This is a genomic window from Actinoallomurus oryzae, assembly GCF_039541955.1.
Lineage (GTDB): Bacteria > Actinomycetota > Actinomycetes > Streptosporangiales > Streptosporangiaceae > Actinoallomurus > Actinoallomurus oryzae.
The window spans coordinates 38,933-61,785 of the sequence record NZ_BAABHF010000041.1; the positions used below are offsets into that span (position 1 = coordinate 38,933).

21 protein-coding genes are annotated in these 22,853 nt (G+C 68.4%); 16 read left to right on the forward strand and 5 right to left on the reverse strand.

Annotated elements, in window-relative coordinates:
- Positions 1 to 16: 16 nt before the first annotated feature.
- Both ABEA10_RS32680 and ABEA10_RS32685 read left to right on the forward strand, forming a co-directional pair.
- Entirely contained in the window at positions 17 to 895 is an 879-nt protein-coding gene (locus tag ABEA10_RS32680; protein ID WP_345470519.1) for a universal stress protein, read from the forward strand.
- Between the two features lie 47 nt (positions 896 to 942).
- Positions 943 to 1,152 (forward strand): DUF1918 domain-containing protein, encoded by a 210-nt coding sequence (locus ABEA10_RS32685; protein ID WP_329260964.1) that lies wholly within the window; start codon positions 943 to 945, stop codon positions 1,150 to 1,152.
- A 10-nt stretch (positions 1,153 to 1,162) separates the two neighbouring features.
- Here the strand turns inward: ABEA10_RS32685 and ABEA10_RS32690 are convergent, their stop codons facing one another.
- The gene (locus ABEA10_RS32690) at positions 1,163 to 1,642 is read right to left on the reverse strand and encodes a CBS domain-containing protein (RefSeq protein ID WP_345470523.1); all 480 of its coding nucleotides are present in this window, start codon (positions 1,640 to 1,642) and stop codon (positions 1,163 to 1,165) included.
- 272 nt (positions 1,643 to 1,914) lie between these two features.
- Between ABEA10_RS32690 and ABEA10_RS32695 the strand changes: the two genes are divergently transcribed.
- Positions 1,915 to 2,511: a CBS domain-containing protein gene (locus tag ABEA10_RS32695; protein WP_345470525.1), complete on the forward strand. Its 597-nt coding sequence runs from the start codon at positions 1,915 to 1,917 to the stop codon at positions 2,509 to 2,511.
- Between the two features lie 19 nt (positions 2,512 to 2,530).
- On the opposite strand, the gene ABEA10_RS32700 is transcribed toward ABEA10_RS32695, so the two are convergent.
- Positions 2,531 to 3,178, reverse strand: a complete 648-nt coding sequence (locus ABEA10_RS32700; protein WP_345470527.1) for a CBS domain-containing protein — start codon at positions 3,176 to 3,178, stop codon at positions 2,531 to 2,533.
- 146 nt (positions 3,179 to 3,324) lie between these two features.
- On the opposite strand from ABEA10_RS32700, the gene ABEA10_RS32705 reads away from it, so the two are divergent.
- From ABEA10_RS32705 to ABEA10_RS32765, 13 genes are all read left to right on the forward strand, one after another.
- Positions 3,325 to 4,059: an MBL fold metallo-hydrolase gene (locus ABEA10_RS32705; protein WP_345470529.1), complete on the forward strand. Its 735-nt coding sequence runs from the start codon at positions 3,325 to 3,327 to the stop codon at positions 4,057 to 4,059.
- Entirely contained in the window at positions 4,037 to 4,342 is a 306-nt protein-coding gene (locus tag ABEA10_RS32710) for a hypothetical protein (RefSeq protein ID WP_345470531.1), read from the forward strand. Before ABEA10_RS32705 ends, ABEA10_RS32710 begins: the two co-directional genes overlap by 23 nt.
- A 17-nt stretch (positions 4,343 to 4,359) precedes the next feature.
- Positions 4,360 to 4,887 carry an AMP-binding enzyme gene (locus tag ABEA10_RS32715; protein ID WP_345470533.1) on the forward strand — a complete coding sequence of 176 codons (528 nt, stop codon included), beginning with the start codon at positions 4,360 to 4,362 and terminating at the stop codon, positions 4,885 to 4,887.
- Positions 4,884 to 5,870, forward strand: a complete 987-nt coding sequence (gene pdhA / locus ABEA10_RS32720) for a pyruvate dehydrogenase (acetyl-transferring) E1 component subunit alpha (RefSeq protein ID WP_345470534.1) — start codon at positions 4,884 to 4,886, stop codon at positions 5,868 to 5,870. Before ABEA10_RS32715 ends, pdhA begins: the two co-directional genes overlap by 4 nt.
- Positions 5,867 to 6,859 (forward strand): alpha-ketoacid dehydrogenase subunit beta, encoded by a 993-nt coding sequence (locus ABEA10_RS32725; RefSeq protein WP_345470536.1) that lies wholly within the window; start codon positions 5,867 to 5,869, stop codon positions 6,857 to 6,859. Before pdhA ends, ABEA10_RS32725 begins: the two co-directional genes overlap by 4 nt.
- Positions 6,852 to 8,213 carry a dihydrolipoamide acetyltransferase family protein gene (locus ABEA10_RS32730; RefSeq protein WP_345470538.1) on the forward strand — a complete coding sequence of 454 codons (1,362 nt, stop codon included), beginning with the start codon at positions 6,852 to 6,854 and terminating at the stop codon, positions 8,211 to 8,213. The genes ABEA10_RS32725 and ABEA10_RS32730 overlap by 8 nt, the downstream gene beginning before the upstream one ends.
- Positions 8,210 to 8,452, forward strand: coding sequence for an acyl carrier protein (locus tag ABEA10_RS32735; RefSeq protein ID WP_345470540.1), 243 nt, complete (start codon positions 8,210 to 8,212; stop codon positions 8,450 to 8,452). The genes ABEA10_RS32730 and ABEA10_RS32735 overlap by 4 nt, the downstream gene beginning before the upstream one ends.
- Positions 8,453 to 8,670: 218 nt before the next feature.
- Positions 8,671 to 11,319, forward strand: a complete 2,649-nt coding sequence (locus ABEA10_RS32740) for a cation-translocating P-type ATPase (RefSeq protein ID WP_345470542.1) — start codon at positions 8,671 to 8,673, stop codon at positions 11,317 to 11,319.
- A 261-nt stretch (positions 11,320 to 11,580) separates the two neighbouring features.
- The gene (locus tag ABEA10_RS32745; protein WP_345470544.1) at positions 11,581 to 12,558 is read left to right on the forward strand and encodes a ferritin family protein; all 978 of its coding nucleotides are present in this window, start codon (positions 11,581 to 11,583) and stop codon (positions 12,556 to 12,558) included.
- 116 nt (positions 12,559 to 12,674) lie between these two features.
- Complete coding sequence (locus ABEA10_RS32750) at positions 12,675 to 13,166, forward strand: DoxX family membrane protein (protein WP_345470546.1); 492 nt, start codon at positions 12,675 to 12,677, stop codon at positions 13,164 to 13,166.
- Positions 13,167 to 13,290: 124 nt separating this feature from the next.
- Positions 13,291 to 14,205, forward strand: a complete 915-nt coding sequence (locus ABEA10_RS32755; RefSeq protein WP_345470548.1) for a universal stress protein — start codon at positions 13,291 to 13,293, stop codon at positions 14,203 to 14,205.
- Positions 14,202 to 15,116 carry a universal stress protein gene (locus ABEA10_RS32760; RefSeq protein WP_345470550.1) on the forward strand — a complete coding sequence of 305 codons (915 nt, stop codon included), beginning with the start codon at positions 14,202 to 14,204 and terminating at the stop codon, positions 15,114 to 15,116. The genes ABEA10_RS32755 and ABEA10_RS32760 overlap by 4 nt, the downstream gene beginning before the upstream one ends.
- A 35-nt stretch (positions 15,117 to 15,151) precedes the next feature.
- Complete coding sequence (locus ABEA10_RS32765; protein ID WP_345470552.1) at positions 15,152 to 16,552, forward strand: phosphoribosyltransferase family protein; 1,401 nt, start codon at positions 15,152 to 15,154, stop codon at positions 16,550 to 16,552.
- Positions 16,553 to 16,571: 19 nt separating this feature from the next.
- Here ABEA10_RS32765 and ABEA10_RS32770 read toward each other — a convergent pair whose 3' ends face one another.
- The 3 genes from ABEA10_RS32770 to ABEA10_RS32780 all read right to left on the reverse strand — a co-directional run bounded on the left by ABEA10_RS32770 (position 16,572) and on the right by ABEA10_RS32780 (position 22,830).
- On the reverse strand, positions 16,572 to 20,225 hold the full coding sequence (locus ABEA10_RS32770; protein ID WP_345470554.1) for a hydantoinase B/oxoprolinase family protein: 3,654 nt from the start codon (positions 20,223 to 20,225) through the stop codon (positions 16,572 to 16,574).
- A gap of 260 nt (positions 20,226 to 20,485) precedes the next feature.
- The gene (locus tag ABEA10_RS32775; protein ID WP_345470556.1) at positions 20,486 to 22,138 is read right to left on the reverse strand and encodes a molybdopterin-dependent oxidoreductase; all 1,653 of its coding nucleotides are present in this window, start codon (positions 22,136 to 22,138) and stop codon (positions 20,486 to 20,488) included.
- 308 nt (positions 22,139 to 22,446) lie between these two features.
- Positions 22,447 to 22,830 carry a hydrogenase maturation protease gene (locus ABEA10_RS32780; RefSeq protein ID WP_345470557.1) on the reverse strand — a complete coding sequence of 128 codons (384 nt, stop codon included), beginning with the start codon at positions 22,828 to 22,830 and terminating at the stop codon, positions 22,447 to 22,449.
- Positions 22,831 to 22,853 lie beyond the last annotated feature (23 nt).

The window sequence follows — 22,853 nt, forward strand, 5'->3', positions numbered from 1 at the left end:
CGAAGGGAGATGAGGGGTGGACGATCTCGACGGCAGGCGTCCGGTGGTGGTCGGATACGACGGATCACCGGGAGCGGAACAGGCATTGCGCTGGGGGGCCGAGGAGGCGCAGCTGCGTGATCTGCCGCTCGTGCTCTGCCACGCCTGGCATTGGCCCTATCCGTTCCATCCGCTTGCGCGGGAAATTCTGGATCAGGTCGAGAACGTCGGCGCCACCGTCCTGGCAGCCGGCGTGGACCGTGTCCACGAGCTCACCGAAGGGCTGGAGGTCCGAACCCACCTGGCGAAGGGGACGTCCGCGGCGGTGATACTGGAGGCCGCTCAGGACGCGGAACTGGTCGTCCTGGGCTCACGGGGGCACGGTGGTTTCGAGGATCTCCAAGTCGGATCGGGTGCCATGCAGGTTCCCGCGCACACGGACCGGCCCGTCATCGTGGTGCGCCCGACCCTGCCCCCCACCCGCCAGAACGGCGTACGGGTCACGGTCGGCGTGGACGGCTCCCCCGCGAGCCAGGCAGCCCTGGCCTTCGCCTTCGCCGAGGCCGAACTGCGCGGTGGCTCGGTCACGGCACTGTGCGCCTGGTGGGACACCTCGGCGTTGCCAGGGCCGAATCGCCTGCCGTTCACCGACACCGAGACCATGCGGTACGCGGCCAAGGAACGCTTCGAGGAATGCCTGCAGCCCTGGACAACGCGCTATCCGGAGGTCGCGGTCACGACCGAGTTCATGAACGAACGGCCGCAGAGGGCGGTGAACGAGATGGCGAGGGGCGCGGTCCTGCTCGTACTCGGGAGTCGCGGGGTCGGCTCGGTGCCGGCGAATCGTCTGGGACCGGTGACACAGGCCGCGCTGTTCGCGGCTCCGTGTCCGGTCGCAGTAACGCCGCCCCGATGACCCGCCCGCCCCAGGAGCGCCTGTTCAGCCGTATTCGGGGAGGAAACGTGAAGGCCAAGGTAGGAGACTGGCTGGTGATCGAGGGCACCAATCTGGGCGACCGACGCCGATCAGGGCTCATCGTCGCCCTGCGTCATGCGGACGGTACACCTCCGTATGTCGTGCGCTGGCTCGATGATGACCACGAGTCATTGGTGTTCCCCGGACCTACCGCCCGCATCGAACACCGAGAGCATCTCCAAGCACCGAACGGATAACTAAATACGCTCACGGTACCGGCTGCTGAGGCACCGGCTCCAGACGGAACAAAGACGGTGTCACTGCCGAAGTTTTTTGGCACGGTTCCTTTTCGCCGGCAAGAGCGGCGATCAGATCTGTGGCGGTGAGCAGGCCGACGAGCCGGCCGTCATCGTTGACAACAGGAACGACATCTGTCTCCCCATGCAACATCCTATGGGCCGCGACGGCTATCGGATCGTCTGGGTTCACGCCGGGCGGCGGCGCCCCTGTCAGCAGATCCTTAACTGGGTGCCGCACTTGGTCCGGGCCACCGACCGGCCAGTTCCTGGCGAGAGTTTCCGTCATTAGAATGCCGACGCAGTGCCCGTCGGAATCGATCACAGGGAGATGATGGTAATGGCCTTGTGTCATGAGTTCCCAAGCCATGAGGATAGACTCGTCGGGAGTGACAGCAAGCACCGAGGTTGACATCATTTCGGCTACCGAGCGTTTCTCGAGCGCCGTCATGCCGCCTCCAACCGTTCGTCAACGTCGTGTCCGCGAAGTGGATGCCGCCGCTCAGCGATCATCGCGATGACCATTCCTTCCGCCGTACATGAAATGTACGCATACGCGTCCGAGCCCTGACAGGGCCCTTGGTCCTCATCCCCAGGGCACCGATCGTCGATCGAGTCGGCCTTCGGCGAGTCTCGATGGTGCCGCATCGGTCGCCGCGGGACCTTTGGCCTCTGCCGGGCAGGGCGGCGGCGCGGTGCGATGGGATTCTGGAGGTGATCGGCATGCTGGTGCGTGAGGTGATGACCACCCCGGTGGTGACCCTCCCGGCGGAGCAGACGGTGAAGCAGGCCGTCCACGTGCTGTACGAGCGTGACATCACGGCCGCGCCGGTGCTGGACGACGAAGATCGGATGGTCGGGATCGTCAGTGAAATGGATCTGCTGCGTGGGCAGTTCGAGGCCGATCCGCGTGCCTATGCCCGTCCCGCCGCCGCGCCGGAGTCGCCACCGCCGGCGATCGTCGCCGAGGTCATGACGCCGAACGTGCGGACCGTACGCGAGAACGACGATGTTCTGGATCTCGTCGAGCTGATGATGACGACCGGGGTGAAGAGCGTTCCCGTCATGAGCGGCTCTGAGCTGGTCGGCATCGTCAGCCGGCGCGATCTGATGGGCATCCTGGCGTACGGCGACGAACGGATCCGCGACGACGTGGTCGCGGCTCTGCGGGACCTGTCGGCCGAGACGATCACCGCGCGGGTGGCCGTGCACGACGGCATCGTCGAGCTGTCCGGGGACGCCGATGAGCGGTCGGCGCGGATCGCCGACGTCATCGCCCGGACCGTTCCCGGAGTCGTCCGCGTCGTGCACTCCGAGTGACGGCGCGATCGCGGTGAGGTTACGGTTCGGCGCCGGCCATATCGCGGTTCAGCTCGTCGATCACGCCAACGACTCCATCCGTGGCGGCGGCCAGCCGTACGACGATCGGGATTAGATCTGTTTGCGGCATCGTGCCGGTGAGTGTGATGACGCCGTGACGGACCTGGACCGAGACCTGCGTGGGGTCGGCCAGGGCGAAGACCTCGTGCCGGACCTCGTCGCGGATCTCCTCGTCGGTACGGGTGAAGACGCTCAGCAGGTCGCGGCGGCTGACGATCCCGACGAGACGGTTCTGATCGTCGGTCACGGGCATGCGTTTGATGTGGTGCGCATCGAGCAGCCTAGCCGCCTCCACGATCGTCGCCTCGGGATGAACAGTGATCGCCGGTGAGCTCATCAGGTCCTCGGCGGTCAACGCCTGAGCTTTCGCCCACGACCGGTCGCGGCGTCTACCGAACCAACGCCGCTTCCCGCCGTTCTTGTGTTCCTCCTTGGCGAGCAGATCGGACTCGGAGACGACACCGGCCACGCGATTGCCTTCATCGATCACCGGCATCGCCGCGATACCGCGTTTGATCATGACCTGGACGATGTCCTTGAAGCACGCGCCTCGGTACGCACTCACGACCCCTCTGGTCATCACATCGTTCACGGTTCGGCGCCTCATATGAGCTCCTTCCTAGTCACTCAACCGGACGATAGGCCGCCGCCGCGCCGCCGGGCATGAGGCCGAAGTCCTGTCCGAAAGGACCGACAGCGCATCCCGGCCGTGGCCGAAAGTCCCGGCGCAGCCGATCGGGGCATATCGGTCTCGTGGCTGCGGAGTTCACTCTCATCGGGGTCGGGGCGATGAACTCGCCCCGGTATCGGCCTGCCGGGCTCCTGGTGACCCATCAGCGCCACCGGGTCATGCTGGACGGTGGAGGCGCGAGCGTGCCCGCCCCGCCGGTGGACCTCTGGCTGGTCTGCGACGCCCGGGCGGAACTGATGCCGCAGATCCGACGGTACGGCCGCGGGCTGAACGTGGAACCAGTGATCAAGGACTTCCACGCGGGTGGTCTGGTGGTCGAGCCGCTGCCGGTGGTCCACACCTCGCACCCCACGTTCGGTTACCTGGTTCAGGTGAGCGGGCGGCGTGTGGTGTGGGCGCCGGAGTTCTGGGAGTTCCCGGGGTGGGCGCGAGGAGCCGATCTGATGTTCGCGGACGCCGCGGGATGGCGGCGGCCGATCCGGTTCGCCCGCGGGGTCGGCGGCCACGCGGCGGTCTCGGCGACCGCGGACCAGGCGCGCCGGCATGGCGTGGGACGGCTGGTGTTCGCGCACATCGGCCGGCCGGTGATTCGCGCGATCGACGCGGGCCAGGAACCCCCCGTACGGGGAGTGGGGAGTCGAGGGCCGCGTCTACCGCCCGTGACGCGGCCGACCGCAAGGACCTTCGGTGTCCGAGGCGACGCCGAACGGCCCTGGCGTGCGGAAGCGACGTCGGTGAACGTGGATGTCGAAGTGATGAAACGGAGGCATCGCCGTGGAGTTCGAGCCGATCCGTAAACAGGGGGCATCGGGATCACCGCCGAATCTGGCCGACTATGAGGCGGCCAGGCGGGAGTTCTCCTGGGAGCGGGCCCGGGGAGAGTTGTCCGGGCTGCCGGGCGGTCGTGGCCTCAACATCGCCTATGAAGCCGTCGACCGGCATGCGCTGGGCTCGGGCGGAAACGTCGTGGCATTGCGCTGTGTGGGCCAGAACGACCGTGTCACGGAACTGACGTATGAGGATCTTCGTCGGCTGACCAATCGATTCGCGAACGCCTTGTGTGCCCTGGGGCTCGCGTGACACGAGGCCGGGTCCAGGTGGTCGACCGCGGCGAGGGCGAGCTGGCGCTGCGGCCTGGATGGCCGTCGATGTTCCGGGGCTATCTGCACGAGGAGGAGCGGTACGCGAAGGCGTTCGCCGGTGGGTGGTATCTCACCGGCGACGTCGTCAGGGTCGATAAGGACGGCTACTTCTGGTTCGTCGCGCGGGCGGACGATGTGATCAAGTCAGCCGGCCATCTGATCGGCCCGTTCGAAGTCGAGAGCACGCTGATGGAACATCCCGCAGTGGCCGAGGCGGGCGTCATCGGCAAGCCCGATCCGGTGGCGGGCGAGATCGTCAAGGCCTTCGTGGCGCTCAAACCGGGCCATGAGCCGAGCGCAGAGCTGCGACGTGAGCTGATCGCGTTCGGCCGGCGACGGCTCGGCGCCGTGGCGGCCCGGGAGATCACGTTCGACCAGAATCTGCCGCACACGCGTAGCGGCAAGGTGATGCGCCGCCTGCTGAAGGCCCGGGAGCTGGGCCTGCCGGAGGGCGACGTGTCGACGCTTGAGAGATCGTCATGACTCGCGCCAAGAACGCCCTGGCCGAACATCGCCGGGAACTGTTGCGCCAGATGTTGCGCATCCGCCGCTTCGAGGAGAAGTGCGTGGAGCTGTACAGCGCGGCCAAGATCCGCGGTTTCCTCCATCTGTACATCGGCGAGGAAGCCGTGGCGGTCGGCGCGTTGCAGGCGCTCACTCCCGGGGACAAGGTGGTCTCCACCTACCGTGAGCACGGCCACGCGCTGGTCCGCGGTATACCCGCCTCCTCGATCATGGCCGAGATGTACGGCCGAATGAACGGTTGCAGCCACGGCCGGGGCGGATCGATGCACCTGTTCGACACCGAGCGGCGCTTCTACGGAGGCAACGCCATCGTCGGCGGCGGCCTGCCGCTCGCGATCGGCCTGGCCCTGGCCGACCGGATGCGCGGGGAGCAGCGCGTTACGGCGTGCTTCTTCGGCGACGGCGCGGTCGCCGAAGGCGAATTCCACGAATGCCTCAACCTGGCCGCGCTGTGGGAGCTGCCCGTCCTGTTCTGCTGCGAGAACAACCTGTACGCCATGGGCACCGCGCTGGCGATCGAGCACAAGCAGACCGACCTGGCGATGCGGGCCTCGACGTACGAGATGCCTGCCTGGCCCGTCGACGGCATGGACGTCCTCGCCGTCGAGGAGACGGCCTCGCACGCCGCCGAGGCCGTACGCGAAGGAGGCGGCCCCCACTTCCTGGAGCTGCGCACCTACCGGTTCCGCGCCCACTCGATGTACGACCCCGACCGCTATCGGGACAGGGCGGAGATCGAGGAGTGGAAGCGCCGCGACCCGATCGACGCGCTGGTGCGGCGGGAGAAGATCTCCAGCGACGAGATGACCGTGATCGACAAGGAGGTGGCCGGCGAGATCTCCGATGCGATCGAATTCGCCGAGGCGGGAGAGCTGGAGCCGGTCGAGAGCCTGACCCGCTTCGTCTACAGCCCGGGCTCCCCGGGAGGCGGGCCACCGTGAACGAACCGGTGAAGACCACCTACCGGGAGGCCATGCGCGAGGCGCTACGCGAGGCGCTACGGCGGGATGACCGTGTCTTCCTCATGGGCGAGGACGTCGGCCGCTACGGCGGATGTTTCGCGGTGAGCCTCGGCCTGCTCGAGGAGTTCGGCCCGGACCGGATCCGGGACACCCCGCTGTCGGAATCGGCCTTCGTCGGCGCCGGCATCGGCGCGGCCATCGCGGGAATGCGGCCGATCGTCGAGATCATGACGGTCAACTTCAGCCTGCTCGCCCTCGACCAGATCCTTAACAACGCGGCCACGCTGCTGCACATGTCCGGCGGGCAGATCGGGGTGCCGCTGGTGATCCGCATGACCACCGGCGCGGGCCGCCAACTCGCCGCCCAGCATTCCCACAGCCTCGAAGGCTGGTACGCGCACATCCCCGGCCTGCGGATCGTGGCTCCGGCAACGCTCGATGACGCCCGCGGCATGCTGTGGGCCGCGCTGGAGGACCCCGATCCCGTACTGATCTTCGAGCACGGCGGGCTCTACAACACCTCCGGCGAACTGGCGACGGACGCGGGAACCGCCGACATCGCTCGTGCGGCGGTACGCCGTCCCGGTTCACACGTCAGCGTCATCGCCTACGGCGGCACCCTCGGCAAAGCGCTGATGGCAGCCGAGGAGCTGTCCAGTGACGGGATCGAGGCCGAAGTCATCGATCTGCGCACGCTGCGGCCGCTCGACGACGAGACGATCATGGACTCGGTCCGGCGGACACATCGCGTCGTGCTCGTCGACGAGGGCTGGCGTTCGGGCAGCCTGTCGGCGGAGATCACCGCCCGGATCGTCGAACAGGCCTTCTACGACCTGGACTCACCGATCGAGCGCGTCTGCACCGCCGAGGTCCCCATCCCGTACGCCAAGCACCTGGAAGACGCGGCGATCCCCCAGGTCGAGGACGTCCTCGCCGCCGTACGGCGGGCGGTGGGCGACGGTGGCTGAGTTCCGCATGCCCTCTCTCGGCGCCGATATGGACGCGGGCACCGTGTCACAGTGGCTCGTCCGGCCGGGTGACCACGTATCCAAGGGCGATATCATCGCGGTCGTCGAGACCGACAAGTCCACCGTCGAGGTCGAATGCTTCGACACCGGCACGGTCGGAGAGCTTCTCATCGAACCGGGACAACGCGTTCCCGTCGGCACCGTCCTGGCCACCATCAGCACCGAGCAACCCGCCGCGACGCCGGCCGGCGGGCCCGTCGAACGGCCCACCGGCGCCGGCCGCGAACCCCCGCCCGCAGCCCCCGCCCCTCCAGCGGAAACCGAGCCTCCGCACGTCGAGTCACCGCTCGTGCGACGCCTCGCCCACCGGCACAATGTCTCGCTCAGCAGCATCCGGGGCACCGGTCCATCTGGTGTGATCACCCGCGAGGACGTCGAGCGTGCCGCCGCCGGCCCCACACGCATCAAGGCCTCGCCCCTCGCCCGCCGCCTGGCCGCCGAACTCGGCACGGACTTGGCCACCGTACGCGGTACCGGCATCGGCGGCGCCGTACGAGCCGAAGACGTCCGAAGGACGGCCGAACGGCCCGCAGAAGCCGTGCCCGCCGAGATCACTCCAGCGGCACCGGCGGAACCCGCACCAGTCGTCGCCGTGCCGCCGTCCAAGCCGGTCGACGCGGAGGAGCGGCAGGCCGACATGCGCCAGGCGATCGCCCGCGCCATGGCCAGATCCAAACGCGAGATCCCGCACTACTACCTGGGCAACACCATCGACCTGACGTACGCCCTGGAATGGATGCACGAGCACAACCGGCGCCTACCGGTCCGCGAGCGGCTCATCCCATCCGCGCTACTGCTCAAGGCGGCCGCCGTGGCGCTGCGGGAGTTTCCGCGGCTTAACGGTTTCTGGGCCGCCGGGGACTTCGTACCCGGCGACGGCGTACACCTGGGCGTGGCAATCTCGCTGCGTGGCGGCGGGCTGATGGCACCGGCCATTCGGGACGCCGACCAGCTGAGCCTCACCGAACTCATGACGGCCCTGCGCGACCTGGTGAGCCGTACCCGGTCCGGGCGGCTCCGCGGTTCGGAGCTGACCAACGCCACCATCACCGTCACCAACCTGGGCGACCAGGGTGTCGAGTTCGTCCACGGCGTGATCTACCCACCGCAGGTCGCCCTGGTCGGCTTCGGCACCACCGTGAAACGGCCCTGTGCGGTCGACGGACTCATCGGCGTCCGCCCAATGGTCACCGCCACCCTCGCGGCCGACCATCGCGCCACCGACGGATACACCGGCGGTCGCTACCTGCAGACCGTCGCCCGGCTGCTACAGCGACCCGAGGAGTTGCGATGACACCCGACGAAGCGCAGGAAATGATCGAAGAAGCCCTGCAGGAGATCGCCCCGGGGCCCGTGCTCAACGAGCTCAGGCCCGACGATGACCTGCGTGAACGCCTGGAACTCGACTCCTTGGACTTCCTCAACTTCGTCGAAGCCCTCAGCGACCGCGCCGGCCGCCGCATCGACGAGGACGACTACCCAGAACTGGTCACTATCGAGACTGCGGCTAAATTTCTCTGCACCCGCGAGTAGGCGCCGTCGCCGATCCCCCGCCGGGCGAAAGCCCATCTGGCATCCATGCCTGCCGATTTCGGGCTGCGCCTCGGTCAGCAGGTCGGCGCGCGTGAGACCGAAGCCGGGCCCGTTACGGCGGGACCTTCGCCCCTGTCAAAGGTATCGGCCCTTTTCCACTATTGGAGCCAAATCCCTTGACCTTCACGCGGAGACACGACCACCTGTGAGGACAGCGATTGATCGAACGCGGGGCAACAGCGAAAGGACCCTCGACCGGGCTGTCATCGGGCGAAGCCGCCGCGCGGCTGGTGCGGGACGGGCTGAACATTCTGCCGCAACGGCCTCCGGTGCCCTTGTGGCGCCGGGTCGGTGCTCAACTACGCGACCCGCTGATCGTGGTGCTGCTGGTGGCGGCTGCGCTGACCCTCGCCACCGGCGACTGGACCGACATGACCGTGATCGTCCTGGTCATCGCGGTGAACACCACGGTCGGGGTGAGCCAGGAGATTCGCGCCGACCGCGCGATCAGTGCCCTATCCGGCCTGACCGCGTCGTCCGCACGAGTGCTCCGCGACGGGATTCAGCGCCAGATTCCGGCGGCCGAGGTCGTCGTCGGGGACGTGCTGGTGCTGGCCGAAGGCGACATCGTCCCGGCCGACGCGACCGTGACAGAGGCGGCGTCGATGCTGGTGGACGAGTCCGCCGTGACCGGCGAATCGCTACCGGTGGGCAAGACCCCCGTCCTACAGATCGCGGCCTGGGAAAGCGTCCCCGATAACACCTCGGTGTCGGCGGGCACAGCGCTGGTCAAGGGCCGCGGTCGCGCCGTCGTCACCGCGACCGGGAAGGCGAGCACGACCGGGCAGATCGCGGCCATGCTCTCCGAGTGCCCGAGCCTCACGCCGTTGCAGCGGCACCTGATCGGTATCGGCCGCCTGCTCGCGGGCGTCACCGTGGCGCTGTGCGCGGTCGTCCTGGCCGACGGGCTCGTCCGGGGCCTGCCCGGGGAACTCATGGTCGTGACCGCGATCAGCCTGGTGGTCGCGGCGGTCCCCGAATCGCTTCCTGCCGTTGTCACGCTCGGACTCGCGCTGGGCGCCCGCCGGATGGCCTCACGCAGTGCCCTGATCCGCCGGCTGCCGGCCGTCGAGACGCTCGGGTCGGTCACCGCGCTCGCCACCGACAAGACCGGCACCCTCACCGAGGGCCGGATGGTCGTACGCCGGATCTGGACACCTGCAGGCGAAGCGGCCGTCACCGGCTCCGGGTACGCGCCCGTCGGCGCGATCCGCCTCGGCGACGAGGAACTCCACGGGCCTGAGCCGTACGGGATGACTGCCCTGCTCACCGCCGCCGCGCTGTGCAACGACGCCCGGCTGGCCCCGCCCGCCACGGCCGGCGGAGAGTGGGCCGCGCTGGGCGATCCGACCGAAGCCGCCCTCCTGGCCGCGGCGGCGAAACTCGATATCGACCGCGGCGAACTCCACGCGCGGTTCCCCCGCTGCGCAGAACGTCCCTTCGACAGCGACCGTAAGCGCATGACCACCGTGCACCGGCTCCCCGACGGCGGCTTCCAGGTGGTGTGCAAGGGCGCTCCTGAAGCGATGCTGAACCCCGCGGTCCTGGCCGACGACCCGGACCTGCTCGCCGGGGCCGCCGACCACGCGGACCGCCTGGCCCAGGCCGCCTACCGCGTACTCGCGGTGGCCCAGACCGAACGACCGACGCCACCGGGCTCCGAGGAAAATCTGGAGAAGGGCCTGCACCTCCTCGGGTTGATCGCGATCCTCGACCCGCCCCGTACGGCTGCGGCCGCCACCATCACCGCCTGCCGCCACGCTGGGATCCGCCCGATCCTCATTACCGGCGACCACCCCGGCACCGCCCGCGCCATCGCCACCGAACTGGGCGTCATGCACGCCGGAGACCTGGTCGTCGACTGTCGCGGCCTCCGGGAGGTAGACCTCACCAGCGCCACCGTGTTCGCCCGTGCCACTCCCGGCCAGAAGCTCGAGATCATCACGGCCCTGCGCGACCACGGTGAGGTGGTCGCGATGACCGGAGACGGCGTCAACGACGGACCGGCACTGCGCCGCTCCGACGTCGGCGTGGCCATGGGCCGGCGTGGTACCGAAGTCGCCCGTCAAGCCGCCGACCTGGTCCTGGCCGACGACCATCTCGGCACCGTGGTCGCGGCCGTGGACGAGGGCCGTCGCGTGTACGCCAACATCCGCCGTTTCCTCATCTACGCGCTGTCCGGCGGGGCCGCCGAGATCGCCGTCATGCTCCTCGGTCCCCTCTTCGGCCTCGCTCTGCCGCTGCTGCCCGCCCAGATCCTGTGGATCAACCTGCTCACCCACGGCCTGCCGGGCGTCGCCCTCGGCGGCGAACCCGCCGAACCCGGCGCCATGGACCGGCCACCCCGACCTCCCGCCCAGAGCATCATGGGCGCCGGCCTGTGGCAGCGAGTCCTCCGGATCGCCGTCGTCCTCACCACCGTCACCCTCGGAGCGGCCGTCTGGGCACACCACACCGGCCGGCCGTGGCAGAGCATGGCGTTCTTCGCCCTCGGCGCCGCCCAGCTCGGGGTCGCTCTCGGCTCCCGATCCCGACCAGGATCCTGGGCCAACCCGTTGTTCCTTGCCGCGGTCGCCTCCGCCCTCGCACTGCAGCTCGCCGGCCTGTACCTTCCGCCGCTGCGTGAACTCCTCGGCACCCAGCCACTCACCGCCGCCGACCTGGCGATCACGCTGGCTCTCTCCGTCCTCGGCTACGCCGCGGTACGCCTCGACCGCCTCGTTCACCCCGGACGGCCCTCACCACCAACAGCCGGGACCCACGCCGTCACCGCGCAGGCGGGCGGACACGCGCCCACAGAGATCTGATCACCGGTGAGTTAGGTTCCACGCTCGGCCTTTTGCCACCGGTGTGCCTGGTGTCACCCAACGAGCCGACGGAATCAGGAACGGGAGAACCAAAGGTCCTCACGGGAATGGGACGAGGGCCCCTGTAGCGGCCCCCCGTCGACTTTCGACCATGGCAACAAGAGGCCATTTCGCCTAGTGACGAGGGCAGTCCTGGACGCCATGGCCGACCGGGTCCGTGGGTTAGCGCCGCGGGCACTTCGTATCCCAGCTGAGGTGAACATGATGCGTCTTGCCGTACGCGCGCTGCTGGGCAGCGCGGCCACGATCGCACTGAGCGCTCCAACCTACGGCGCTCTCGCCACTGCGGCCATCGCCGCTCCCACCGATACCACCACTGCCGCCATGGCATCGGCCCGTCCGCCCGGCCCGCAGACTCGCGCCGACCTCGCGACGGCGATGCGCGGAGAGGCGTTCGCCAATGTCTCCTACCGCCTGTACGCCGAACAGGCCCGGCGGGAGGGACTGTCATCAGTGGCCGACCTGTTCGAACGTGCCGCCAACATCGAGCTGAACGAACACTTCACCAAGGCCGCCGACCTGAGCGGCACCGTCGGTGACAACGCGGCCAACCTGCGATCGGCCATCTCCGGGGAGGCCTATGAGGCCGTGACCATGTATCCCCGCTTCGCCCAGCAGGCCAGGAGCGCCGGCGACGACAACGCCGCCGACCGCTTCTCCGAGATCGCCCACGACGAGGCCAGTCACCGTGACGCGTTCCGCACCGCGCTCGGCGTCGTCCAGACCGGCCGCGGAACCGTTCCCACCGCACCGCAGGTGCATCCGGTCCAGGTCCCGGCCGGGACACCCAAGGTCGGCTCCGAACAGACCAAGACCAACCTCGACACCGCGATGCACGGCGAGGCGACCGCATACGCCAAGTACACCCTGTGGGGTAAGCACGCCAACAAGGAAGGCAACGCCGACGTCGGACGCCTGTTCACGAGGAACGCCGACGTGGAGCGCCAGGAACACTTCGCCGAAGAAGCAGACCTGGCCGGACTCGTCGGCACCACCCACCAGAACCTGACGAAGGCCATCGCCGGTGAACGCTACGAGTCGACCACGATGTATCCCAGGTTCGCCGAACGCGCCAAGGCCGCAGGCGACACCGAAGCCGCGCGCTTCTTCACCCACAACGCCAGCGACGAAGCCGGCCACGCCAAGGACTTCCAGCAAGCCAAGGATGCGATGCGCTGACGGAGGACCATGATCAGGCTCCCGAAGAGCGGAACGGGGGACGAGTGTCCGGCACTGATCACGAGAGCCGCGTTCCACGCACGCCGCGGGCGCACGCGCCAAGCCGGCGAACGTCGATGAGGGCGGCAGCCGCCGACTACGTGTGGGCACTCGTCCGCCTCTCGCTCGGCTGGATCTTTCTGTGGGCCTTCCTCGACAAGCTCTTCGGGCTCGGCCACGAGACCACGAGCAAGCAAGCGTGGATCAACGGAGGCCATCCCACCTACGGGTTCTTGAAGCACGCCGCGAAGGGCCCGCTCAAGGGCTTCTACAACGGCATCGCCGGGACGGCGTGGGCCGACTGGCTGTTCATGCTCGCACTCGCCGGGCTGGGCATCGCGCTGATCCTCGGCATCGGCATGCGGATCGCCGCAGTCGCCGGGACCATCTTGTGCGTCATGATGTGGAGCACGGTGCTCCCGCCCGAGAACAACGTCTTCATGGACTACCGGCTCATCTTCGCGCTGGTGATCATCGGGTTGGCCCTGGTCGAGGCTGGCGACACCCTCGGGCTCGGACGGCCGTGGGGACATACGGCCCTGGTCCGCCACCTTCCGATCCTCAAGTGACCACGCACTTCTGTGGCGACGAGGTCGGGTCCTGGCCGAGACGGGACCTTCGGCACTGTCCGCCCGGGTTCCCAGGCGAAACAGTGGGCGCATGGCTACCGGATACGGCGAAAGGCAATTCCTCATGGCCGAGAACAGCACCGGGAGAACGGTCGTCGCGGGTGTGGACGGTTCGGCTCCGGCCCTGCAGGCGGCACGCTGGGCAGCCGACGAGGCCGTACGCCGGCAGGTACCGCTGCGGCTGATCCAGGTCGTCGACGTCTCGTCAGTCGCCGCCCAGTTCCCGGCGCCCCGTGACTTTTTCACGGAGATGGAGGCGGAAGGCCGGCGGCAACTGGCCGAGACCAAGACCGAGATCCGCCGAGATCACCCCGAACTGGACATCGATACCATCCTGCGGGTCGACAATGTCGTACGGGCGCTGATCGGCATTTCCCACGACGCCGACCTGATGGTCCTGGGCGCGAGAGGGTCGGGTGGTTTCCGCGGCCTCCTCACCGGTTCCACCGCCGTCGCCCTGGTCGCCCACGGTCACTGCCCCGTAGCAGTGATCCGCGGCACGGGCGCCGAAGGAACGCCACCGTCGCATGGACCGGTCGTGGTCGGCGTGGACGGCTCCCCGACCAGTGAGGCGGCGCTCGCGACGGCCTTTGAAGAGGCGGCGACGCGCGGCGCCGACCTGGTGGTGCTGCACACGTGGGTCGAGTACCCCTCCGACATCGCGTACGCCTCCGCTCGCCAGTACTTCATCGACTGGGAGGACATCGAGACGAGGGAGCAGGAAGTGCTCGCGGAACGGCTGGCCGGATGGCAGGAGAAGTACCCCGACGTCACCGTACGGCGCGTTGTCACCGGAGGACGGGCGGCGAAGCGACTGCTCGAACTGGCCGCCGACGCGCAACTGCTGGTGGTGGGAAGCCGGGGCCACGGGGGGTTCACCGGGATGCTGCTGGGCTCGACCAGCCAGGCGCTGATCCATCACACGCCGTGCCCCCTGCTCATCGTCCGGCCGGCCACTACGGAAGGTCAGGTGCCGTGAGCAAACCCGTTGTGGTCGGTGTGGACGGCTCCGCGGCGGCGCTGAATGCCGTGGACTGGGCCGCCGCCGAGGCCGGACGAAGACGGCTGCCGTTGCGGATCGTGCACGTCGCGGTCCGCTGGGAGTACAACGTCGAGGCGCCGGCCGAGTCCGAAATGGAGGCGCCACGGCCGGAGGCCGCAGGGCTACAGGTCCTGCATATCGCCGAAGAACGGGCCCGGACCTTCGCATCCCTGCGGGTCGATTGCCGGCTCGGTATCGGACCCATCCCCCTTACATTGCTCCAGGAAGCCGAAGACGCCGCCCTGTTGGTGCTGGGGCCACACGGGACCGGAGGCTTCACCCGACTGTTGCTCGGCTCGGTGAGCCGCCAGGCGGCCGAACACGCCCCGTGCCCGGTCGTCATCGTGCCGCACGACACCGACACCCGGCCACGGCAAGCCGAGATCGTCGTCGGTGTCGACGGCTCCGCGGGCTCCATCGACGCCCTGGGCTTCGCGTTGGAGGAGGCGTCCTTGCGCGCCGTGGGACTGCGGGCGATTCATGCCTGGGCCCATCCCGCCTACCCACCGGAGATGCGCCCGATCCGCTACGACGCCGCCGCGGTCGAACGGGAAGGCACCCGGCTGCTTTCGGAGTCCCTGGCGGGATGGAGAAGCAAGTATCCCGACATACCAGTACTCGAACAGGTCGTCGAAGGCGCGCCCGCCGATGTCCTGATCGAGGCCTCCGGTGCTGCGGAACTGCTGGTCGTGGGAGCCAGGGGCCGCGGCGGGTTCCCCGGCCTGCGGGTGGGTTCGGTCAGCCACGCCGTACTGCATCGCACGAGAGGGCCCTTGGTGGTCGTACGGCGAGCCACGGACAGCAACCTTCACACCACGGGCGGGATGCGTGTAACTCACGAATCATGACGGACTCTGGCTAAACCCCCACACGCGAGGAGGAGATGAACGTCTCCGAGCACGGGGACCATCGCCTCTGGCCGTGTTCGGCTCTGCCGACCGAGTCTGTGGCCATGGCGTTCGCTGATCGAAGCGATGCCGGGCGGCGTCTGGCTGATCGCCTGCGGCATCTGCGGAGCGAGAACGTGGTCGTGGTGGGCCTTCCGCGGGGAGGGGTGCCGGTCGCGGCCGAGGTGGCTCGGGCGCTCGGCGCACCGCTGGACGTGATCGTGGTCCGCAGACTGCGCCTGCCGTTCCAACCGGAACTCGGGATGGGCGCGATAGGTCAGGACGGCGTACGGATCATCAACGAGGAGATCGTGCGCGTGGCGGCGGTGTCCGCCAATGAACTGGCGGCGGTCGAGGCACGCGAACGCGTCGAGCTGGAACGCCGCGCACGACGTTATCGCGGCGGCCGGGCTCGGTTGCCGCTGTGCGGGCGGACCGTGATCGTGGTGGACGACGGCGTCGCCACCGGCTCGACGGCCCGGGCGGCCTGCCAGGTCGTGCGCGCGCAAGGCGGGGCACGTTTGGTGCTCGCGATACCTGTTGCATCGCCGCACCCCATTGCGATGCTGGAACAGGATGCGGATGAGCTGGTCTGCCTGCAGACACCCGCGACATTCGCCGCGATCGGGCAATGGTACGCCGACTTCGCCCCCGTCTCCGACGGGGCGGTGGCGGACTGCCTGCGGCAGACGACCGAGCGCGTCCCGTCCACGCGCGCAACGGGCGTGGTCCTGCCGACACGCGAGGAGGAGGTCGAGGTGCGCGCCGGACGGGTACGGCTGGCGGGCCGCCTGACCGTGCCCGAGGGTGCTTGCGGGTTCGTCGTGTTGGCCCTTGCCGGCGGCAGCAGCCGGCACAGCCCACGTAACCGCCTCATCGCCACGGCACTGAACCGATCCGGTCTCGGCACGGTGCTGTTGGACCTGCTCAGCGTCCAGGAGGAGGTCGACCGGTCCAATGTGTTCGACATCGAGTTGCTGGCCCGCCGCCTGGCCGGCGCCACCGGCGTAATGCGTGAGAGGCCTAAGATGGGCGGGCTGCCCATCGGCTACCTCGGCACCGAAACCGGTGCCGCCGCCGCACTGTGGGCCGCCGCCGAACCGGACGCAGACGTCCCCGCCGTCGTATCCTGCGGCGGCCGGCCCGACCTGGCCATCCCCCGCCTCACCGGCGTCACCGCACCTGTCCTGCTCATCGTCGGTGATCTCGACCAGGTCGTGCTCACCCTCAACCGCCAGGCCCAGGCCCGGCTGCGCGGCGAGAACCGGCTCGCGGTCGTCCCGGACGCCACACATCTATTCGAAGAGCCAGGGGCCCTTGAGGCGGCCGCCGGGTTCGCACGGGAATGGTTCATCGACCATCTCGCGCCAATGCCCCAACCGGCCAGGGGAACGTGACACTGTCCCAGTCGCCGGTTCACCGCGGTGGGTTCGGACGGCCATAGCCACCACCGCCCGGCGTCTCGATGACGAAGACGTCCCCGGCAGCGACCGGCAGCGAGTCACACCCGCGCATGCCGGTCATGGAGCCGTCAACATGTTCCACCCATTGCCGGCCGACTTCGCCGGGTCCGCCGTCGGCCATGCCGTATGGACGGATACGCCGGTGACTGCTGAGCGTGGTCACGGTCATGGGCCGCAGGAAACGGATCCGGCGCCTGCCGCCGTCTCCACCTCGCCAGCGCCCGGCACCGCCGCTGCCATGGCGGATCTCGAAGCTCTCCAGACGCACGGGGTAGCGCCATTCCAGGACCTCGGGATCGGTGAGCCGGGAGTTGGTCATGTGCGTCTGCACGACGGAGGTGCCATCGAAACCGTCGCCGGCACCGGAGCCGCCGGCCACCGTCTCGTAGTACTGGTGACGGTCGTCGCCGAACGTGACGTTGTTCATCGTTCCGCAGCCCTCGGCCATGACATCGAGCGCGGCGTACAGCGCCCCGGTGACCGCCTGTGAGGTCTCCACGTTGCCCGCGGCCACGGCGGCCGGGTACTCCGGGGAGAGCAACGTACCGGGCGGGATCTTCACATGGATCGGCATGAGACAGCCGGCGTTCAGCGGGATGTCCTCGGCCACCAGGGTCCGGAACACATAGAGCACCGCGGCCATGACGACCGAAGAAGGGGCGTTGAAGTTGTCCGCCGACTGTCGCGAGGTGCCGGCGAAATCGATCTCCGCCGTCCGGGCGACGCGGTCCACGCGGACGGCGACTTTGATGATCGCACCGTTGTCGAGCTCATAGGTGTACGAGCCATCCCGCAATACGGAGATCACCCGGCGCACGGACTCTTCCGCGTTCTCCCGCACGTGACGCATGTAGGCATGGACGACGTCGAGGCCGAAGTACCCGACCATGGCGCACAGTTCCTGGACGCCCTTCTCGTTGGCGGCTATCTGAGCGCGCAAGTCGGCGATGTTGTCGAGCGGGTTGCGGGAGGGATGAGCCCCGGAGCGCAGCAGATCGATCGTCTCGGATTCCCTGAACCGGCCGCCCTCCCCTCGTGCGTCGGCCGCCGCGTTGTCCACGAGAAGCCAGTCGTCGATGAGGACGCCTTCCTGCTCGATCCGGGTACTGAACGCCGGCATCGATCCGGGGGTGATCCCGCCGATCTCGGCGTGGTGACCGCGGGAACCGACGAAAAAGAGAATCTCCCCCGGTCCCGCGAGCGGTCCGCCTTCATCGCCCGCCCGCTCGCCGAAGACCGGGGTGACGACGGTGATGTCGGGAAGGTGGGTGCCGCCGTGGTACGGATCGTTGAGGACATACACGTCGCCGGGTCTCATCCGGCCCGCACGACGCTTGACGACCTCCTTGATGCTCTCGCCCATCGAGCCGAGGTGCACGGGGATGTGCGGCGCATTGGCGATGAGGTTGCCCGCAGGGTCGAACAACGCGCAGGAGAAATCCAGGCGTTCTTTGATGTTGACCGAATGCGCCGTGCTCCGCAGGCGCACGCCCATCTGCTCGGCGATGGACATGAACAGGTTGTTGAAGATCTCCAGCATGACGGGATCGACGTCGGTCCCAACCGCCCGCCGCGCGGGACGGGCCTCGACACGGGTGAGCGCCAAGTTGTCCAGCTCGTCCACCACGGCCAGCCAACCGGCGTCCACGACGGTCGTCGCGTTGGCCTCCGCGATGATCGCCGGTCCCTTGATGGTGTCTCCTGGGCGAAGGTGCTCCCGGTGGCGGAGATCGGCCTCGGACCACGAACCCGCGACATACACCGGGACTCGTGCGGACGCCGTAACGCCGTGCCGCCCGCGCCGTCTCGCCGCCGCGGCCGCCGCCCCATGGGATTCACCTATGACCTCGACCGACGCCGCCTCCACGACGATCGGCCGGTCCGGCATGAGGAAGGAGAAGCGCTGCCGATAGCGTTCCTCGAACTCGTGGACCATCGCGGGTATCGTGCCGGACGATACTACGAGGGCGGTGTCGGTGCCCGCGTACCGTAGGTGCACACGACGCACCGAGCGGATCCGATCGTCCACCACTCCCTCGTTCTGAAGCTCGGCCGTGGCCTCCGCCTCGAGCTTTCCGAGGATCCCGGCCACTTCCGGCAGGACGTCCGCGTCCAGCGCCCGCTCGACCGCCGACTCGCGCATCGCCGTCACGTCGGCCAGCCCCATGCCGTAGGCCGAGAGCACACCGGCGAGCGGGTGGATGAGCACCTGCGTCATGCCGAGCGCGTCGGCGACCGCACAGGCGTGCTGGCCGCCCGCCCCGCCGAACGTCGCGAGCACGTATCGGGTGACGTCATAGCCGCGCTGAACGGAGACCTTTTTGATCGCGTTAGCCATGTTCGCCACCGCGATCTCCAGGAAACCGGCCGCCACCTGCTCGGGCGTACGACCGTCGCCGATCCGCGTCGCCAACGCGGCGAAGCGCTCCCGCACGACCTCGGCGTCGAGCGGCTGATCCCCGGCCGATCCGAAGACGTGCGGAAAATGCTCCGGTTGGATCCTGCCGAGCATGACATTGGCATCGGTGACGGTCAGTGGACCACCCCGGCGGTATGACGCCGGTCCGGGATGGGCCCCGGCGGAATCGGGGCCGACCTGGTAACGGCCGCCGTCGAAGCGGAGTACGGAACCGCCGCCCGCAGCGACCGTGTGGATGCTGAGCATCGGGGCCCATATCCGGACCCCGGCCACCTCGGTCTCGTATCGGCGTTCGAACTCGCCCGCGTAGCGGGAGACGTCGGTGGAGGTCCCGCCCATGTCGAATCCGATGACGCGGCGGTGGCCCGCCGCGGCGGATGTGCGGGCCATTCCGACCACGCCGCCCGCCGGGCCCGACAGGATCGAATCCTTTCCACGAAAAGTACGCGCGTCGGTGAGCCCGCCGCTGGACTGCATGAACATCAACCGCACGCCGGGGAGTTCCTCCGACACCTGCTCGACGTAGCGGTCGAGGATCGGGGACAGGTAGGCGTCCACGACCGTGGTATCGCCGCGCGACACCAGCTTCATCAGCGGGCTGGTCCGGTGCGATTCCGACACCTGGGTGTAGCCGATCCCACGTGCGATCTCGCCGATGAGCGACTCGTGCCGGTGATACCGGTAACCGTGCATACAGACGACGGCGACTGAGCGGAAGCCCGCCTCGTACGCCTCCCGTAGGTCGCAGGTCACCGCGTCGTCATTGAGAGGCACGATCACCTCCCCGTGTGCGCCGACACGCTCACGCACCTCGATCACCCGGGAGTACAGCAGTTCCGGAAGCACGATCCGCCGATCGAACAGGCGCGGACGACTCTGGTACGCGATCCGCAACGCGTCGCGGAAACCCTCACTGATCACCAGCACGGTCGGCTCACCCTTGCGCTCGAGCAACGCGTTCGTGGCCACCGTCGTGCCCAGGCGCACGGACTCGATCAGCCCGGCCCGAACGGGGACATGGGCCGGCGCGCCGAGCACATGCCTGATCCCGGCAACGGCCGGGTCCCGGTACCGATCCGGATCCTCCGAAAGCAGCTTGTGCGTGATGAGGACACCATCGGGCCGCCTGCCCACGACATCGGTGAACGTCCCACCACGATCGATCCAGAACTCCCAGCCCCGAACCATCTCAGCCCCCTCTGGCCCTCTGCCACGTTCGGTGACACCACACGGCACGAACACCACCTTCGACGACGCAGAGGCGGCCGGACAGGGCCGAAGGTCCACACCCGGCGCCGGCGCGCTGTGCGTTCGCTCGTTCGCCGGGCCCTCGGAGGCGGGCGTGGGAGCGGTTGGCCGTCTTCTCGGATTCGGGCGCGCATCATCGGCGGCTGAGTTCACCGACGTGATCGCCCGAGTGACACGGCACCTGGGTGCGATGAGTCGGGTCACAGAGGCTGTCGGTAGCCGAAGAACTCGTGGTCCTGGTTGTAGCCGCCATAGCCGCTACCGATGTCGGAGAAGTCGGCGACGAACTCGACCGCCTTGATCCACTTGACCTGTTTGAAGCCGAGTTCGAGCTCGTTGCGCAGCCGCAGGGGCGCGCCGTGGCCGAACGACAGTGGCCGGTCGTTCATATCGTAGGCGAGCATCGTAAGCCGACCACGCATGTGTTCGACGGGGTGGGCGTCGTAGTAGGTGCCGCCGTCGGCGCCTTCGCCCAGGGAGTAGAACACCACCCATTTCGCGCGGGGATCGGGTTCGACCAGGTCGCAGATGGTCGCCATGGACACGCCGGTCCATTTGGCGACGCCGGACCATCCCTGGATGCAAAAGTGCTGCGTTATCTGGGTATGGGCGGGCAACGCGCGAAGTTCCTCCAGGGACAGGCCGACAGGGTGGGCGACCAGGCCGCCGACGCGCAGCCGGTAGCCGGCGAATCCGCCCGCCTGCAGGATCCTGTACTCGGTGGAGTCAGGGTAGCGGCCGTTGTGCCAGAAATAGGGCGAGATGTCTTTTTCGCCGTATTCGCCGGGACGCAGATCCACATGTTCGAACCAACGCAGGAGACCGCCGATGAGCATGCGCCCGGCGCGCTGAACGACGCGCGGATGGCGCAGTGTGAACGGTGTCGCAACGGCCCATCCGACGATGACCACCCCCATCCAGCCGATGAAGACCCAGAAGCCGAGCCAACTGTTGCCGTCGCGGCCAGGGCCGATGCGATTGAGGTTGGTCAGCAGACCGGTCGAGAAGACCAGGCTCACATGGATCACGATGAACAGCAGGAACCAGCAGAAGACCAGGAAGTGCAGCGACCGCGCGGTCTGGATGCTCGCCACCCGGCTGATCCGCCGAAATCGGGTCGACAGCGCCGGTGACATGCCCAGCCCCGTGACCAACGCCAGAGGCGCGGCGATGAACACCGTGACGAAGTAGGCCAACAGTTGCAATCCGTTGTAGGCCACCCAGCCGTGCTCTTTCGGCCAGTCCAATGACAGGTACTGGATGGCCACCGACGCCGCGTTCGGGAACACCGTCCAGCTGGTGGGGACGAGGCGCTTCCACTGCGGGGTGGCGAACAGCAGCACGTAAAAGACCAAGCCGTTGAGCAGCCACAGCAGATTGACGCCGAGGTGCCACCAGCGGGCCAGACCGATCGAGTGCCGGATCCCCGGGAGCCCGACGTGGCGGGGCAGGCTGATCGAGTCCTGCTTGGCGGTCCACAGCGGTTCGGCGGGGACCGGTTTTTGGAAGCGGAACCATTCGCGTCCGGGGGTGCAGTGCCGACTCCAGTACAGCCTGGGGTGATCGCTCAAAATCTGCAGACCCGACCGCAGGATGAACACCATCAAGAACAGGTTGAAAAAGTGCGACCACCGTGCCCATGCGGGAATGCCCAGATAATCGCCGCGGTCCGCCCTCAAGTCAGTGCCCGGATAGGCGGCGATGAACCGCTGCACCGACGGCATGTTCCGTAGCCCTTTGGCGGCGGCGACACACGCGAGCAGGATCGCGAAGCCCAGCGGAAGCAGCCACAGCAGGTTGAACCATCGGCGGCCGAGGCGTATCCGTGGAGTCACCCCGCCCGCGGTCGGCACTGACCCCGCCCACGTCGCCGGCTCGACGACCTCCTCGCCGCGCGTCAGTCCACTCCGGAAACCGTCCGGACTCCGGTCCGAAGCCCCCGGCGCGGCCGATCGGTCATCGTGGCCTCTCCGAGGCTCATTACCGGCCATGTTCAGCCCCCAGCCGCCGACGGCGCGGGCCGGCCAACGGCGAATCCCCGGGACGCGCTATGTGGTGATCGATCGCCGATCCCTCACGCGGAAGGCCGACCACGCCAGGTTGATCGCCGGATCACTACCGCGGTAAACGCTCGGACATCCTGCGATACTCGCCTTTCAGGCTAGCGGAGAGCTTCGCGGCTGAGCGTCGTGATGCGGTCGGCTACGTCGGTCACGGCCCGTACGACCGGCGGGCTCAGGCCGGTGCCGAAGCCGAAGTCGACGCCGCCGATGAGGTAGATCCGCATCACGACGGGCATCCGGCCGAGAGTCTCGCCAAGCCGTGTCGCGATGCCGAGGCCGAGATCGTGGCTGCTCGTGCCCGGCTCGACCATGCCGACGGCGTCGGGTTTGTGGACGTGGCCGGGTTCGTCCGTGGACGGTACGGCGTCGACCACGACGGCGAGGTCCGCTCCGTCCCACAGGTCGAGGAGGCGGCTCGGCTCTCCGACGGAGACCGCCAGGGTCGCCCCCTCCAGCGACCACGAGGTATCTGAACGGGACACCGCGCATTTCCTCGTTGACGCCG